Origin of the sequence: Cryobacterium sp. TMT1-2-1 (assembly GCF_004403955.1) — a bacterium.
Taxonomy (GTDB): domain Bacteria; phylum Actinomycetota; class Actinomycetes; order Actinomycetales; family Microbacteriaceae; genus Cryobacterium; species Cryobacterium psychrotolerans.
Genome location: NZ_SOHC01000062.1, coordinates 1 through 16,378, shown reverse-complemented (window position 1 = coordinate 16,378; position 16,378 = coordinate 1). Strand labels below are relative to the sequence as shown.

General features: G+C 71.4%; 10 protein-coding genes, 1 tRNA gene and 1 other RNA gene. 8 read left to right on the top strand and 4 right to left on the bottom strand.

Annotated elements, in window-relative coordinates; translation table 11 throughout:
- From E3T33_RS10875 to E3T33_RS10860, 4 genes are all read right to left on the bottom strand, one after another.
- On the bottom strand, positions 1-286 hold a 286-nt coding region (locus E3T33_RS10875; protein ID WP_166784469.1), incomplete at its 3' end, for an NTP transferase domain-containing protein.
- Positions 283-1,647: a gephyrin-like molybdotransferase Glp gene (gene glp, locus E3T33_RS10870; protein WP_092324315.1), complete on the bottom strand. Its 1,365-nt coding sequence runs from the start codon at positions 1,645-1,647 to the stop codon at positions 283-285. The genes glp and E3T33_RS10875, both read right to left, overlap by 4 nt.
- A gap of 3 nt (positions 1,648-1,650) precedes the next feature.
- Complete coding sequence (locus E3T33_RS10865; protein ID WP_134575298.1) at positions 1,651-3,168, bottom strand: ThiF family adenylyltransferase; 1,518 nt, start codon at positions 3,166-3,168, stop codon at positions 1,651-1,653.
- Positions 3,169-3,522: 354 nt separating this feature from the next.
- Positions 3,523-3,610, bottom strand: a tRNA-Ser gene (locus E3T33_RS10860).
- Between the two features lie 334 nt (positions 3,611-3,944).
- Here E3T33_RS10860 and ffs point away from each other — a divergent pair.
- The 8 genes from ffs to E3T33_RS10815 form a co-directional block, all read left to right on the top strand.
- Positions 3,945-4,041, top strand: an RNA gene (ffs, locus tag E3T33_RS10855) — signal recognition particle sRNA small type.
- A 41-nt stretch (positions 4,042-4,082) separates the two neighbouring features.
- Complete coding sequence (locus E3T33_RS10850) at positions 4,083-5,162, top strand: ABC transporter ATP-binding protein (RefSeq protein ID WP_092324312.1); 1,080 nt, start codon at positions 4,083-4,085, stop codon at positions 5,160-5,162.
- Positions 5,155-5,952, top strand: a complete 798-nt coding sequence (locus E3T33_RS10845) for an ABC transporter permease subunit (RefSeq protein ID WP_092324311.1) — start codon at positions 5,155-5,157, stop codon at positions 5,950-5,952. The genes E3T33_RS10850 and E3T33_RS10845 overlap by 8 nt, the downstream gene beginning before the upstream one ends.
- Before the next feature lie 87 nt (positions 5,953-6,039).
- Entirely contained in the window at positions 6,040-8,676 is a 2,637-nt protein-coding gene (locus E3T33_RS10840) for a phosphoketolase family protein (protein ID WP_134575297.1), read from the top strand.
- Between the two features lie 133 nt (positions 8,677-8,809).
- Positions 8,810-11,161 carry a phosphate acetyltransferase gene (gene pta, locus E3T33_RS10835; protein WP_092324307.1) on the top strand — a complete coding sequence of 784 codons (2,352 nt, stop codon included), beginning with the start codon at positions 8,810-8,812 and terminating at the stop codon, positions 11,159-11,161.
- Positions 11,158-12,417 (top strand): acetate kinase, encoded by a 1,260-nt coding sequence (locus tag E3T33_RS10830; protein WP_134575296.1) that lies wholly within the window; start codon positions 11,158-11,160, stop codon positions 12,415-12,417. Before pta ends, E3T33_RS10830 begins: the two co-directional genes overlap by 4 nt.
- A gap of 468 nt (positions 12,418-12,885) precedes the next feature.
- A complete protein-coding gene (fdhA, locus tag E3T33_RS10820) occupies positions 12,886-14,103 on the top strand; it encodes a formaldehyde dehydrogenase, glutathione-independent (protein ID WP_134575295.1) in 1,218 nt (405 codons plus the stop codon).
- Between the two features lie 265 nt (positions 14,104-14,368).
- A partial coding sequence (locus E3T33_RS10815; protein ID WP_134575294.1) for a DNA polymerase III subunit gamma and tau occupies positions 14,369-16,378 on the top strand: 2,010 nt, incomplete at its 3' end.

The window sequence follows — 16,378 nt, the reverse complement described above, 5'->3', positions numbered from 1 at the left end:
CGACGCCGGCCGCGGGCCCGCCGAGGGGCGGATCCTCGAGCGCCCAGAGCACCTTTGCGGCGGCGGCCCCGGCGGCCGGCCGGCTGGATTCGGGCCCGACGACGACGGTGCGCGCGGTCAGGGCGCGGGCATCGAGCGCGCGGGAGAGCAGCGTGCGTCCGGCGATCGTGACTGCCGCCTTGTCCACGCCGCCGAGCCGGCTGCCGCTGCCGCCGGCGAGCACGATCAGGTCGGGCACGACCCCAGCGGCCACGACCCCCGCGGGCACGACCCCGTCGCGCCTCATGACGTGAGCATGACCGTGACGAGGTCGCCGGCGGCCACCAGGGTGACATCCTCCGGCACGATGGCCAGCCCGGTCGCCTGGCCGAGCCCGGCGACGAGGTGCGAGCCCGAGCCGCCGGAGGTGGCCCGGCGCACCCGGGTCAGCGCGTCGTCACGCTCCACGGTGACCGGCATGTACTGGGCCCGGCCGGACGGCGACGTCCAGCCGTCGGCCACGGTCGCGGTCACGGTGGGCCGGTGCAGGTCGGTGTGGCCCTGCATCCGGCGCAGCGCCGGCCGCACGAACACCTCGAACGAGACGTAGGCGCTCACCGGGTTGCCGGGCAGGGCGAAGATGACCGGCCCGGGAGAGCCGTCCGGTCCGGGCATCCAGCGGCCGAAGCCCTGGGGCTTGCCCGGCTGCATCCTGACCGGCCCGAAACGCATCGTGCCGAGTGGGGCGAGCACCGCCTTGACCACGTCGTAGGCCCCGACGCTGACGCCGCCGGAGAGCACGAACGCGTCCACCAGTCCGGCCTGCGCGGCCAGCAACTCGCGGAGTGCGTCTTCGTCGTCGGCCACGGAGCCGAGGCGAACCGGCACCCCGCCGGCCTCCGCGACGGCGGCGGCGAGCAGGAAGGAGTTGGAATCGGGGATCTGCCCGCGCCCGGTGGCCTGGCCGGGCGGCACGAGCTCGCTGCCGGTCGAGATCACGGCCACTCGCGGGGCCGGATGCGCCGAAACGGTTCCCGCCCCGGCGCTCGCCGCTGCGGCCAGCCGCGTCGGCCCCATCCGCACGCCGGCCACGAGCACGGTGTCGCCCGCGCGCACGTCCTCGCCGGCTCGGCGCAGGTGCGCGGAGGGCGCCGGCGCTCGAACGATCGTGACCGTGTCGGTGCCGCGGTCGGTGTCTTCGATCGGCACCACGGCATCCGCGCCATCGGGCATGGGCGCCCCGGTCATGATCCGGGCGACCTGGCCGGCCCCGATCCGAGGGTTGTCGGCGGTGCCGGCGGCGAGGTCGGCGATCACGGGCAGGGTGACCGGCGCCGCGGCGGAGGCCTGCTGCACATCGACCCGGCGCACGGCGTAACCGTCCATGGCCGAATTGTCGAACGGGGGAATGTCGGTGGCGCTGCGGATGTCCTCGGCCAGCACCAGGCCGCGCGCCTCGTCGAGGGTCACGCGGGCCGGGGGCAGGGGCGCCACGGTTGCCAGCACGGCGCCCTGCTGCTCGGCGACGCTGCGGGCGGATGCCGGAATCGCGCAGTCATCCGCGGGGGCGGGGTGCGCGTGTTCGTGGTCGCGGCCGTGCGGATGCGCGTCGCCGCGCCGGCCGTCGTGCTCGTGTTCATGGCTGGCGTTGTGCTCGTGGCCGGTCATGTCTCAGCCCTGGGCCGGGGCGGGCTGGGACGTCAGGGCGTCGGCCCATTCGCTGCCGCGGCCGGGGGCGGTGCCGCCGGCGACGGCGTGGTCCCAGGCGACGATTCCGCCGGAGAGCACCGACACGTCGGTGAAGCCCGCGTCGCGGAGGGCGGTCGCGGCGCGGTCGGCCCGGGTTCCGCGGTGGCAGTGCACCACGAGCGAGATGTCGCGGGGGAGCTCTTCCCTGCCCTCCGCTGTGAGGATCCGGTCGAGCGGCAGCAGCAGGGAGCCCGGCACGGCGCTCTCGGCGTGCTCGGCGGGCTCGCGCACATCGACGACGAGCAGGGCGTCCGTGCCGGCCGCGAGTGCCGTCATCCGTTCGACGAGCTCGACCGGGGAGAGCGTGGGCAGGGCGGCCGGAGCGGCTCCGGCGGCGGGCACGGCTCCGACGGCGGGCACGGCTCCGACGGCGGGCACGGCTCCGACGGCGGGCACCGCTCCGACGGTCGGCACGGCCGGCATCGCGCAGGCCGCGGGCACGCCCGTGCCGAGTAGCGGGGTTTCGGTGAACCGACCGGACAGAGCGTCGATGACCAGGCGGCGTCCGAGCAGCGGCTCGGCAATGCCGGTGATGAGCTTGATCGCCTCGCCGGCCATAAGCGATCCGACCTGGCCGCAGAGCGCGCCGAGCACGTCGGCATCGGGGAAGACCGGTCGTTCGCCCGGTGCGGGCGGGGCCGGGTAGAGGTCGCGCAGGTGAACGCCGGTGACGTCGCTGCCGGCGGGAGGGTGGGCCCAGAAGGCCGACAGCTGGGCGTCGCCGCGCAGCACGGATGCCCAGACCAGCGGCAGTCCGAGGGCCGCGCAGGTGTCGTTGGCGAGGAACGGCGCGGGGAAGTCGTCGGCGCAATCGATCACGAGGTCGTAGCCGGCGAGGATCTCGAACGCGTTGGCCGGGGTGAGACGGCCGGGGTGACGGATGATGTCGGCCTCCGGTGCGGCCTCGGCGGCGAGCTCGGCCACCTCGTCGGCAGCGGCGTCGGCGGCGGGGGTCTCGGCCGGGGCCTCCTTCGCCGGTTCCGCCGCGTGGCGACCGGCTCGCCTGCTGGGCTGCGCCGGCGCGACTGCGGGCGCGGGGGCGGGCCCGGACGCGGATGCGGACTCGGGCGCGGACCCGGATCCGGGCGCCGCCTCGGTGGCAGAAGCGCGTGCGGACACCGGTGCGAACTCGAGCACCGAGTCGCGTGCAGACACGGGCGCAAGCGCGGTGTTGCCCCCGGTGTTCGGTTCAGTGTTCGGGTCAAGCTCAATCTCGATGTCGTCGGCGGCGACGATCCCGATCGTGCCGACCCCGGCGGAGGCCAGGTTGCGCACGGCGGGAGATCCGAGCCGTCCGGCTCCGAGGACGAGCACGCGGGCGCTGGCCAGCCGGCGGCGGTCGATCTCGGTGAGCGGGGGAAGCCCGCGCTGGCGGACGGTGCGTGCGGACTCGGCGGCGCTGAGCTCGGCGCCCGGCTCGACAAGGGGAGAAATCGTCATACCCCCACGCTACGGCGTGCGGCTGGGGCCTGCCCGATCGCCCGCCCGCCATTTGCCTCCGCCGGCAACTGAGTCGCGGACAAAGTACCTTCCCCGCGCCAACGAAGGTGCTTTCTCCGCAACTCAACGTGGCGCGGCCGTCCCACCCTCCGCGAAACCGCAGTCGTGCGCGTTCTCAGCGTGTTTTAGCGCGCACAACTGCAGTTTCGCGGGGACTACGTGGTGGAGAGTGGGGGATTCGAACCCCGCGAGTGGGCGCTGTGCTTTCACCCAACACGCATTTGCTTTGGTGGAGAATGGGGGATTCGAACCCCGCGAGTGGGCGCTGTGCTTTCACCCAACACGCATTTGCTTTGGCGGAGAATGGGGGATTCGAACCCCCGAGGGCTTTCACCCAACACGCTTTCCAAGCGTGCGCCATAGGCCACTAGGCGAATTCTCCTGGCCGGCCGATCCTCGGAGAGAGGAACGGCACCAGAGAATCTTACCTGTTTCCGGAGGCCGTTTCCGCCGCATGCCGCCGCGCCGGTTCGTTTGGCCGTCCCGGAGCTCCTCGAGGGCCGTCCCGGGGCCCCTGAAAGCCGCACGCGAGCCCCGCGCAAGCCGCACGCGAGCCCCGCGCGGGCCGCACGCGAGCCACGCGAGGGCCGCACGCGAGCCTCGCGCAAGCCCCACGCGCGCCCCGCGGATGCCGCACCGCAGGCCGAACTCGCACGTCGCGACCGCCGGCACGCGCGCCCGGTTTGGGCTGCCGCGCTTGTCCCGCCTAAACTAAGGGCGGCTCCTCGCGTGGCGCTATCTCAGCCAACTCCCCCAGGACGGAAACGTAGCAAGGGTAACTGGGCTCTGGTGGGTGCGCGAGGAGTCATTTTTGTGCCCTTCTGGCCCGCCAGCGCCGGTGTCATGATGTCGGCGTGACTCTCCCGACATCCTCCGGCGACTACGCCGTCGAGACCCGAGGCCTGGTGAAACGCTTCGGCCGCACCGTCGCGCTGGCGGGCATCGACCTGGCCATTCCGACCGGCTGCGTCTTCGGCGTGATCGGCCCCAACGGGGCGGGCAAGACCACCCTGATGCGGCTGCTGCTGGACATCATCCGTCCGACGTCGGGCGAGATCCGCGTGCTCGACGTCTCGCCGCGCGCGGGAGGGTCGGACCTCCGCAGCCGGATCGGCTTCCTCCCCGGGGAGCTTCACCTGCAGAGCGGGCTCACCGCCAGAAGGCTGCTGAACGACTTCGCGTCGATCAGCGGCCCGGTGGAGCCCGGCCGCATCGACGAGCTGGCGGCGACCCTCGGGCTCGACCTCGACGAGCGCGTGCGCCGGCTGTCCAAGGGCAACAAGCAGAAGCTCAGCCTGATCCAGGCCTTCATGCACCGCCCGCGGCTGCTCGTTCTCGACGAGCCCACCAGCGGCCTCGACCCGCTGGTGCAGCAGCAGTTCCAGGCCATGGCCCGCGAAGCCACCGCCAACGGCCAGACCATATTCCTCAGTTCGCACGTGCTGAGCGAGGTGCAGGATGCCGCCGACTCGGTGGCCATCCTCCGCCAGGGCAGTGTCGTGAAGACCGCCACCGTGGCCGAACTGCGGGAGTCCGCCGTCCGCCACGCGCGGATCGTCACCGTCGGGCTGTCGGAGACGGAGGTCGCCCTGCGCGTGGCCGGGATCCCCGGCGTCGGTCGTCTGGACACCCGCCGGCTTTCCCCCGGCCCGGAAACCCGCCCGGAAACCCGCCCGGGAACCCGCCCGGGAACCGGCGCGGGAACCGGCGCGGAAACCGGCGCGGAAACCGGCCCGGTCATCGAGTGCCGGGCAACCCTCAGCGGGGCGGTCGGGGCGGTCGGGCCGTTCGTGGCCGCCGTCGCCGGGCTGCCGCTGCAGGACCTCGTGATCGAGGAACCCAACCTCGAGGAGGCCGTGCTGACTCTCTATGCGGAGTCGGACACCGAACCCCCGACCGAACCCCCGACGTCGGACCGCGCGGGCCATGTCTAGCTCCCTGCCCCTCTTCGCCAAGGTGGCCAGGGACACCTGGCCCGGGCTTGTCGGCTGGGCTGCGGCCATCGCCGGCACGACGCTCGTCTACCTGCCGCTGCACCGCTCGTTCGGCGACGCGAGCATCGCCCAGGTCATCGAAAGCATGCCGCAGGCCCTGATCAAGGCCCTGAATTACGACCTCATGGCCTCCGGCCCGGGCTACGTCCAGGCCACGATTTACGGCCTGCTGGGGTTCGCGTTCCTGACCATCGCGGCGGTCGGCTGGGGCGGACAGGCCGTCGGCGGCGACGAGGAGGCCGGCCGGCTCGAACTCACCCTGGCCCACGCGGTCTCCCGCAGCCGGGTCGTGCTCGAGCGGGCCCTGGCGATGACCCTCAAGGTGATCATCCTCGCCGGCGTCACCCTCGCCCTCGTGCTGGCGCTCAACGGCCCATCGGATCTCGGCATCGACGTCGGCAACGCGCTGGAGACATCCGTCATCTTTGCCGCGCTGGCCCTGCTGCCCGGCACGATGGCGCTGTGCGTGGGGGCATGGACCGGTCGCCGCGTGCCGGCGCTCGTCGCGGGGGCCGCCGTCGCGGTGCTCGGCTACACGCTCAACGCCCTCGGCAACCAGGACGACAACCTCGAATGGATGCACACGCTCTCCCCGTACCACTGGGCCTACGGCAACCAGCCGCTGATCAACGGGGTCGACTGGGGAGGGTTCGCCCTGCTGGCCGGCCTCAGCGCCCTGCTCGTCGCGCTCGCCGTGGTGGGGCTGAACCGCCGGGACGTCTCCGTCTGACCGACGCGCGCCCTTTCCCGCCGGGCAGGGTCGTCCCTAGGATGGCGGGGCAGGGCTCACGCGTTGCACGATGGCCGAAGGGACTCCATGTCTTCCCCGTTCACAGCTTCCACCCCGCCTTCCCCCGGCGCTTCCGCCCCCGGAACCCCCGGAACCCGCGGCGCTTCCGCCCCAGCTTCCACCCCCTGGCCGACCCGGCAGCCGGCGCCCCTCGACGACGCGGCGCTCGCCGGCCTCGACGCGTTCTGGCGGGCCGCCAACTACCTCTCGGTCGGCCAGATCTACCTGCTCGACAACCCGCTGCTGCGTGAGCCGCTCACCGCGGCACACGTCAAACGTCGCCTGGTCGGGCACTGGGGCACGACCCCCGGCCTCAACTTCCTCTACGCGCACCTGAACCGGGTCATCCGGGAGCGCAGCCAGAGCACCCTCTACGTCACCGGCCCCGGCCACGGCGGCCCCGGCCTGGTCGCGAGCGCCTGGCTCGACGGCACCTACTCCGAGGTGTACTCCGACATCGACCAGAGCGTCGACGGGATGCGGCGGCTGTTCCGGCAGTTCTCCTTCCCCGGCGGCATCCCGAGCCACGTCGCGCCGGAGACGCCGGGTTCGATCCACGAGGGCGGCGAGCTCGGCTACGCCCTCAGCCACGCGTATGGCGCGGCCTTCGACAACCCGGATTTGCTCGTCGCCGCTGTAGTCGGCGACGGCGAGGCCGAGACCGGGCCGCTGGCCACCAGCTGGCACTCGAACAAGTTCGTCAACCCGCTGCAGGACGGCGTCGTGCTGCCGATCCTTCACCTCAACGGCTACAAGATCGCCAACCCCACCGTGCTCGCCCGCATCCCCGAGTCGGAGCTGCTCGAGCTGATGCGCGGCTACGGGCACCAGCCGCACATCGTCTCCGGCGGCTTCGACGGCGAAGACCCGATGATCGTGCACCAGCGGATGGCGCAGACCCTCGACCTGGTGCTCAACGAGATCGCCGCGATCAAGCTTCGCGCCGCGGCCGGCGACACCGAACGTCCGCGCTGGCCCATGATCATCCTGCGCACGCCGAAGGGCTGGACCTGCCCGCCCGTCATCGATGGCGTGCAGGTCGAGGGCACGTGGCGGGCGCACCAGGTGCCGCTCGCCAACGCCCGCGACACCGAGGCGCACACCGCGCTGCTGGAAAACTGGATGGCCTCCTACCGCCCGGAGGAACTCTTCGACGAGTCCGGGGCGCCGAGCGCAGAGATCACGGCCCATGCTCCCGGCGGCGACCTGCGGATGAGCGCGAACCCGGTCGCCAACGGCGGCGTGCTCCGCCGCGACCTGCGCTTGCCGGACTTCCGCGACTACGCCGTCGACGTGCCCTCGCCGGGCGCGACCGTCGGCGAGGCCACCCGGGTGCTCGGCACCTGGCTGGCCGACGTCATCCGTGACAATCCCGACAACTTCCGCATCTTCGGGCCGGATGAGACGGCGTCGAACCGTCTCGCGCCGGCGGTCTACGAGGCGACAGACAAGCAGTGGGGCGCGCAGCTGCTGCCCGGCGACACGAACCTGGCCCGCGCCGGCCGGGTGATGGAGATGCTCAGCGAGCACCAGTGCCAGGGCTGGCTCGAGGGCTACCTGCTCACCGGGCGCCACGGCCTGTTCAACTGCTACGAGGCCTTCATCCACATCATCGACTCGATGTTCAACCAGCACGCGAAGTGGCTGGGGGTCAGCCGCGAGATCCCGTGGCGCCGCCCGGTGTCGAGCCTGAACTACCTGCTCAGCTCGCACGTCTGGCGCCAGGACCACAACGGCTTCTCGCACCAGGACCCCGGCTTCGTCGACCACGTAGTCAACAAGAGTTCGGATGTCGTGCGCGTCTATTTCCCGTTCGACGCGAACACCCTGCTCTCCACCTACGACCACTGCCTGCGCAGCGTCGACTACGTCAACGTCGTCGTCGCCGGCAAGCAACCCGGCCCGAACTGGCTGACCATGGACCAGGCGATCGCGCACTGCAGCCGCGGCGCCGGCATCTTCGACTGGGCCGGCACCGAAGAGCCGGGGTCCGAGCCGGATGTCGTGCTCGCCGCCGCCGGCGACGTGCCGACCCTCGAGGTGCTCGCCGCCGCATCCATCCTGCGCGAACGGATGCCCGAGCTCAAGGTGCGCGTCGTCAACGTCGTCGACCTGATGGTGCTCCAGTCGGAGAGCGAGCATCCGCACGGGATGAGCGACCGCGAGTTCGACTCCATCTTCACCACCGACAAGCCGATCATCTTCGCCTACCACGGCTACCCGTGGCTGATCCACCGGCTCACCTACCGCCGCACCGGGCACGACAACCTGCATGCGCGCGGGTACAAGGAGAAGGGCACGACCACGACCCCGTTCGACATGGTCATGCTCAACGACCTCGACCGCTACCACCTGGTCATCGACGTGATCGACCGGGTGCCGGGGCTCGGCGCCCGCGCCGGGATGCTCCGGCAGGACATGGAGGATGCCCGCCTCCGCGCCACGCAGTACACCCGCGACTTCGGCGAAGACATCCCCGAAGTCACCGAGTGGACCTGGCAAGGCGCCGGCTNCTCCCTCCCTCCCTCCCTCCCTCCCTCCCTCCCTCCCTCCCTCCCTCCCTCCCTCCCTCCCTCCCTCCCTCCCTCCCTCCCTCCCTCCCTCCCTCCCTCCCTCCCTCCCTCCCTCCCTCCCTCCCTCCCTCCCTCCCTCCCTCCCTCTTGATCCCGCGCTGAGTTGCGGAGAAAGTACCTTCGTTGGCGAATTGAAGGTACTTTTTCCGCAACTCAAACCGCAGCGCCCCGGGCGGAGCTTGGGCCCGACAGCCTCGAGCGCGTGCGCCGGATACTGTAGAGGGGTGGCACGAAGCATCTACATCACCTCCGCGGAGGGGAACACCGGCAAGTCGAGCATCGCCCTGGGCGTGCTCGACACGCTCTCGCACTCGATCGAGCGGGTCGCCGTCTTCCGGCCGATCGCCCGGTCGTCCCACGAGCCCGACTACGTGCTCGAACTGCTTCGCGCCCACCTCGCCGCCGGTGCCGCCCCCGGCGCGGCGCCCGGGCTGAGCTACGAGCAGTGCGTCGGCGTCACCTACGACGATGTGCACGCCAACCCCGAGGTGGCCCTCGCCCGGATCGTGGCCCGCTACAAGGCCGTCGAGGCCCAGTGCGACGCCGTCGTCGTGATCGGCTCCGACTACACGGATGTCGGCAGCCCCACCGAACTCGCCTTCAACGCCCGCATCGCCGCGAACCTCGGCGCCCCGGTGCTGCTCGTGCTCGGCGGCCGCGTCGGCCCCAACCAGGGCGAGCAGTTCGCCAAGGGTGAACGGCTCGGCCAGAGCGATCCGCGCTCGCCGGAAGACATCCGCCAGCTGACGGATGTCGCACTCGCCGAACTCCGCGACGAGCACGTTTCGCTCCTGGCCATGATCGTCAACCGCGCCGACCCGGACCGCAGTGACGAACTCGTCGCCGCCGTGCGCTCGGTCGCCGTCGACCCGGCCCTGCTCCCCACCGGGGCCAGCGACGTGCCGGTCTGGATCATCCCCGAAGACCCGTACCTCGTGGCGCCGAGCATGCGCAGCATCATGGAGGCCATCGACGGCACCCTGGTCACCGGGGCACCGGAGATGCTCTCGCGCGAGGCGCTCGGCGTCGTCGTCGCCGCGATGTCGATGGCCAATGTGCTGCCGCGCCTGATCGAGGGGTCGGTCGTCGTCATCCCGAGCGACCGCGCCGACGTGCTGCTCGCCGTGCTCCTGGCCAACTCCTCCGCCACCTTCCCGTCGATCGCCGGCGTCGTGCTGAATGGCGGCTTCGAGCTGCCGGAGGTCATCGAGCGGCTCGTCGACGGCCTCGCGCCCTCGGTGCCGATCATCCGCACCGACATGGGCTCCTACGAGACGGCGCTGCGGATCACGCACACTCGCGGGCGGCTGGCCGCCGACTCGCAGCGCAAGCACGACACCGCGTTGGCCCTGTTCGAAAAGCACGTGGACGCATCCGCCCTGCTCGACCGGCTGAAGGTGAGCCGGGCCGACGTCGTCACCCCGCTCATGTTCGAGTACACCCTGCTCGAGCGGGCCCGGCAGAACCGCAAGCACATCGTGCTGCCGGAGGGCGACGACGACCGGATCCTGCGCGCCGCCGCGACCCTGCTCGCCCGCGACGTCGTGGAACTGACCATCCTCGGCGAAGAGTTCGAGGTGCGCTCCCGCGCGATCGGGCTCGGCCTGGACATCTCCAAGGCGCACGTGCTGAGCCCCTTCGACGACGTGCTCCGGCTGAAGTTCGCCGAGGCCTACGTGAAGTTGCGGGCGCACAAGGGCGTCACGCTCGAGCAGGCGCGGGATGTCGTCACCGACGTCTCCTACTTCGGCACCATGATGGTGCAGCTCGGCCTGGCCGACGGCATGGTCTCCGGCGCGGGGCACACGACGGCGCACACCATCCGGCCCGGCCTGCAGATCATCAAGACCCGGCCGGACGTATCCGTCGTCTCGAGCGTGTTCCTGATGGCGCTCGCCGACCGGGTGCTCGTCTACGGCGACTGCGCGGTCATCCCCGACCCCACCGCGGAGCAGCTCGCCGACATCGCCATCTCCGCGTCGGAGACGGCCAGGCAGTTCGGGATCGACCCGCGCGTGGCGATGCTGTCGTACTCGACCGGCGAGTCCGGTGAGGGCGCCGACGTCGAGAAGGTGCGCGCCGCGACCGCGCTCGTGCGGGCACGCCGTCCCGACCTGCCGGTCGAGGGGCCGATCCAGTACGACGCCGCAGCGGATGCCGCCGTCGCGGCCACGAAGATGCCCGGTTCCGCCGTGGCCGGCCGCGCCACCGTCTTCATCTTCCCCGACCTCAACACCGGCAACAACACCTACAAGGCAGTGCAGCGCAGCGCCGGAGCCGTCGCGATCGGCCCCGTGTTGCAGGGCCTGCGGAAGCCGGTCAACGACCTCTCCCGTGGCGCGCTCGTGCAGGACATCGTCAACACGGTGGCGATCACCGCGATCCAGGCCGCCGCGCTGTCGGACGAGCAGGCCCTGACGTCCGCTGCTGCCGCGGCGCCGGGTTCTGGCTCGGCCGCGGTGCCGGTTTCGCTCTCGGACTCGGACTCGGCCACGGCGGCGGCTTCGGACTCGGACTCGGCCACGGTGCCGACCGAGAGCCACTGGGTGACCGGCCTGTCGGCGCCGAGCGCATGACCGCGGTCCTGGTCGTCAACTCGGGGTCGTCCTCCTTCAAATACCAGCTGATCGAGATGGACACGGAGTCCGTCCTGGCCGGCGGCCTCGTCGAGCGCATCGGCGAGACGATGGGGCAGTCGACGCACACGGTCGGCGACGGTAACGCGGCCGCGAGCTCCCCGGCATCCGCCGGTTCGTCCGGTTCGTCCGGCTCCGCGGCATCCGCCGGTTCGGCCCGCTTCACCCGCGAACTGCCGATTCCCGATCACACGATCGGCTTCCAGGTCATGCTCGACGCGTTCGAGCAGCACGGTCCGTCGCTCAGTGAACACGCGCCCGTCGCGGTCGGCCATCGCGTCGTGCACGGCGGCGCCCGGTTCCAGGAACCGACCCGGATCACCCCGGGCGTGCGGCGCGACATCGACGACCTCTCGGCGCTCGCCCCGCTGCACAACCCCGGCGCGCTGCAGGGCATCGTGGCCGCGGAGCAGGGCTTCCCCGACGTGCCGCACGTCGCGGTCTTCGACACCGCCTTCCACCAGACGCTTCCGGCCGAAGCCTTCACCTACGCGATCAACGCCGACCTGGCCGAGCGCTTCCGGATCCGCCGCTACGGCTTCCACGGCACGTCGCACCGCTTCGTCGCCCACGCCGGGGCCGCGTTCCTGGGCCGGCCGCTGGGAGAGCTCAACCAGATCGTCCTTCACCTCGGCAACGGGGCATCCGTCTGCGCTGTGCGCGGCGGGCTCTCGGTCGAAACGAGCATGGGGATGACGCCGCTCGAGGGCCTCGTGATGGGCACGCGCTCGGGCGACATCGACCCGGGTGTGCTGTTCCACCTGCACCGGAAGGCCGGCATCGGCATCGACGAGCTCGACGAGCTGCTGAACCGGGGGAGCGGGCTGCTGGGCCTGACCGGGCGCGGTGACATGCGCGACGTGATCACGGCCGCCTCGGCCGGCGACGGACCGGCGGAGCTCGCGCTCGGCGTCTATCTGCACCGGCTCAAGGGCTATGTCGGCAACTACTTCGCGCAGCTCGGCATGGTCGACGTGATCTCGTTCACGGCCGGCGTCGGCGAGAACAATGCGCTGGTGCGGGAACGCTCGCTGGGCGGCCTCGAGGCGTTCGGCATCCGGATCGATCCAGGGCGTAACGCGTCGCCGGCCCGCGGCCCGCGCCTGATTTCAACGGATGACTCGGACGTGGCCGTGCTCGTCATCCCCACCAACGAGGAACTCGAGATCGCCCGCCAGACCCTCTCGGCCCTCTAGCGCGTACCTCCTCACGGCCGCGCGCTCGGGCTCGGCAACGGCCACGGCCACGGCCACGGACTCGGCCACGGCCACGCGCTCGGCGTCGCGGGCCGCGCTGCCCCTCCGCCGCCTGCCCGTCCCACGCCGCGCGCCCGCTCACGCCGAGAGTCGCCGTTTCCGCCGAGAGTCCCCCGTCCACCGGCGATTCTCGGCGTATTCGGCGACTCTCGCCGCCCGCCGCCACGCCGACCGCCGCCGCATCCGCCGAGCTCGCCGGTTCCGGTCGAGATCGCCCGGCGCACCAGGCGATCTCGGCCGCAAGTGTCAATCTCGGCGGATGTCACGCCGCCGGGCCGCGATTCGAATCGCCGAAGGGTTGCGCATCCGGCCGACGTGTAGTGGAGTCAAAGGGCACCAACTAGAGGAATCCATGCGCGGATCGGGCGATAACCCCCGGTCGGCTGAGCGAACTAGGAAGGTACTTTCATGACCGGGAATAGAGCCGTTGCCTACAAGAGCCCGGGAGTCGTCGAGGTCATCGACATCGACTATCCCACCTTTGAATTGAAAGACGGGCCGGGAGTCAATCCGGCGAACGTCGGTCGAAAAGTACCGCACGGGGTGATCCTCAGGACGGTAACCACCAACATCTGCGGATCCGACCAGCACATGGTCCGAGGCCGCACCACAGCCCCGGCGGATTTGGTGCTCGGCCACGAGATCACCGGCGAGGTTGTCGAGGCTGGCCCGGACGTCGAATTCATCAAGGTTGGCGACATTGTCTCCGTGCCGTTCAACATTTCCTGTGGCCGATGCCGCAACTGTAAGGAACGAAAGACCGGAATCTGCCTCAACGTCAACCCGGACCGGCCGGGCAGCGCCTACGGCTACGTCGACATGGGCGGCTGGGTAGGCGGCCAGGCGGAGTACGTGCTCGTTCCCTACGCCGACTGGAACCTGCTGAAGTTCCCCGACCGCGACCAGGCCCTCGAGAAGATCATGGACCTGACCATGCTCTCCGACATTTTCCCCACCGGCTTCCACGGCGCCGTGACGGCCGGCGTCGGCGTCGGCTCCACCGTCTACGTGGCCGGGGCGGGCCCGGTCGGGCTGGCCGCCGCCGTGTCCGCACAGCTGCTCGGCGCAGCCGTCGTCATCGTGGGCGACCTCAACGAGGAGCGACTGGCCCAGGCCCGCAGCTTCGGCTGCGAGACGGTGAACCTGACCAAGGGGGAGCCGCAGGACCAGATCGAGCAGATCCTCGGTGTGCCGGAGGTCGACGCGGGCGTCGACGCCGTCGGGTTCGAGGCCCGCGGACACGGCAAGGATGCGTCCACCGAGGCTCCCGCGACCGTGCTCAACTCGCTGATGACCGTGACCGCGGCCGGCGGCGCGATGGGCATCCCGGGGCTCTACGTCACGGGCGACCCGGGTGCGGCCGATGCGGCCGCCCAGACCGGAAACCTGTCGCTGCGGCTCGGCCTCGGCTGGGCGAAGTCGCTCTCCTTCACGACCGGGCAGTGCCCCGTGATGAAGTACAACCGGCCGCTGATGATGGCGATCCTGCACGACAAGGTGCAGATCGCGAAGGCCGTGAACGCCAAGGCGATCACCCTCGAGGATGCCCCGCGCGGCTATGCGGAATTCGACGCCGGAGCGGCGACGAAGTACGTGCTCAACCCGAACCAGTACGTCAAGGGCTAGTCCGACCGGCACGTCAGGCGGCCCGGCCGGGGAACCCCCTCGCCCGGGCCGTCCGTCCGCCCGGGGAGATTCCCCAGCCCGCCGAATCCGCCGAGAATCGCCGTTTCCGCCCAGAGTCGCCGTTGCGCCGGCGATTCTCGGCGTATTCGGCGACTCTCGACGCCGCATCCGCCCCGGGCGCCCCGCCCCCACCCGCGCCCCGCCCCCGCCCGCCCGCCGCGCGCAGCCGGGGCTCTTTGTCAGCGGCGCCGACTACCATTGACCTGTGGTCACCGCACTGTATCGCCGTTACCGGCCAGAGACGTTTGCCGAAATGATCGGCCAGTCACAAGTGACCGATCCGCTCATGACGGCGCTCCGCACCAACCGCGTCAACCACGCGTACCTGTTCAGCGGACCCCGCGGCTGCGGCAAGACCACGTCAGCGCGCATCCTCGCCCGCTGCCTGAACTGCGCCGAAGGCCCCACCGACACGCCCTGCGGCGTCTGCCCCAGTTGCGTCGAGCTCTCCCGCGACGGCGGCGGCTCGCTCGATGTCGTCGAGATCGACGCGGCCAGCCACAACGGCGTCGACGATGCCCGCGACATCCGTGAGCGCGCCATCTTCGCGCCGGCCCGCGACCGCTACAAGATCTTCATCCTTGACGAGGCGCACATGGTCACGCCGCAGGGCTTCAACGCGCTGCTCAAGATCGTCGAGGAGCCGCCGGAGCACATCAAGTTCATCTTCGCGACGACCGAGCCCGAGAAGGTCATCGGCACCATCCGCTCGCGCACCCACCACTACCCGTTCCGGCTTGTTCCGCCCGCCCCGATGCTCGAATACGTGCAGAAGATGTGCGACGCCGAAGGCATGCAGGTCGCACCCGGCGTGCTGCCGCTCGTCGTGCGCGCCGGCGGCGGATCCCCCCGCGACACCCTGTCGCTGCTCGACCAGCTGATGGCCGGCTCCGACTCGGAAGTCATCGAGTACGAACGCGCCGTGGCCCTGCTCGGCTACACCCACGGCGCCCTGCTCGACGAGGCCATCGACGCCATCGCCGCGCGCGACTCCGCCTCTGCCTTCGACGCCGTCGACCGGGTGATCCAGACCGGCCAGGACCCACGCCGCTTCGTTGAAGATCTTCTCGAGCGGATGCGCGACCTCATCGTCGTCGCCGCGACCTCGGCGGCCGGCGCTGCGGCCGTGCTCCGCGGCGTGCCGCAGGACGAGCTCGACCACATGGCCGTGCAGGCCGCGAAGTTCGGACCGGCCGAGCTGTCCCGCACCGCGGACATCCTGAACGCCGCCCTCACCGAAATGACCGGCGCCACCTCGCCGCGCCTGCACCTCGAACTCATGGTCGCCCGCTCGCTCATCCCGGCCAGCGACGACTCGAACCGCGGCGCGCTCGCCCGGGTCGAGCGGCTCGAGCGGCGCATCGGCGTCGCCGGACAGGAAGTTGCTGGACAGGAAGTCACGGGCCAGGTGCCCGTCGACGCGCCGATGCAGACGCCCGCGGCAAGCCGAACGGATGCCCCGTCGGGCGCGACCCCCGGAGCTAACGCGAGCACCGAAGCGAACGCGAACGCGAACGCCGGCGCGCGCGCCGTGAACCGGACGGCAACTCCGGTTTCCGCCGACACCCAGACCGAACGGCAGGCTTCCGCGACCCCGCTGGCCGCTCCGGCCGCCCGCGGTGCCGCCGCATCCCCGCCGGCAGCAGCCGCCCCCGCCGCGTCCGCCCCCGCCGCTCCCAAGCAGGTCGGACCCGTCACCCTCCAGCAGGTGAAGGATGCCTGGCCCGAGGTGCTCGAGGCCGTCAAGGCGGCCAAACTCAGCGCCTGGCTCGTCGTCTTCACGGCGAGCGTGGCCGAACTGCGCGAGAACGACGTGCTCGTGATGTCCTTCCCAAGCGAATCGGACGTCGCCAGCTTCAAACAGCAGACGGCCCCCGGCCAGGGCGTCAGCGACTACCTGCGCGCGGCCATCGTGAGCGTGCTGGGCCTGCGGGTCAAGTTCATCGCCCGCGGCGACGCGGATGCTCCCGCCGGCTCGGCGGGACACTCCGGGCAGCAGGGCCGGCCGGCAACCCCGACCGCCGTCGCTGAGCCGACCGCACCTGCATCAGCGTCCGCACCTGCGTCCGCACCTGCACCTGCGCCGGCCGTGCAGCCCGCGCGATCCGCGGCGTCGACGGCGAAGGCAGCGTCGGCCCAGTCAGCGGCGCAGGCTTCTGCGGCGTCGCCCCCGGCGGTCGGCTCCCCGGCCGGCGCCACCGGCTGGGCGACGGTC

Bases quoted from the DNA above. Each gene is read 5' to 3' on its own strand.
- glp (WP_092324315.1), bottom strand. From the start codon at position 1,647: ATGACCGGCCACGAGCACAACGCCAGCCATGAACACGAGCACGACGGC.
- E3T33_RS10865 (WP_134575298.1), bottom strand. From the start codon at position 3,168: ATGACGATTTCTCCCCTTGTCGAGCCGGGCGCCGAGCTCAGCGCCGCC.
- E3T33_RS10845 (WP_092324311.1), top strand. From the start codon at position 5,155: ATGTCTAGCTCCCTGCCCCTCTTCGCCAAGGTGGCCAGGGACACCTGG.
- E3T33_RS10830 (WP_134575296.1), top strand. From the start codon at position 11,158: ATGACCGCGGTCCTGGTCGTCAACTCGGGGTCGTCCTCCTTCAAATAC.
- fdhA (WP_134575295.1), top strand. From the start codon at position 12,886: ATGACCGGGAATAGAGCCGTTGCCTACAAGAGCCCGGGAGTCGTCGAG.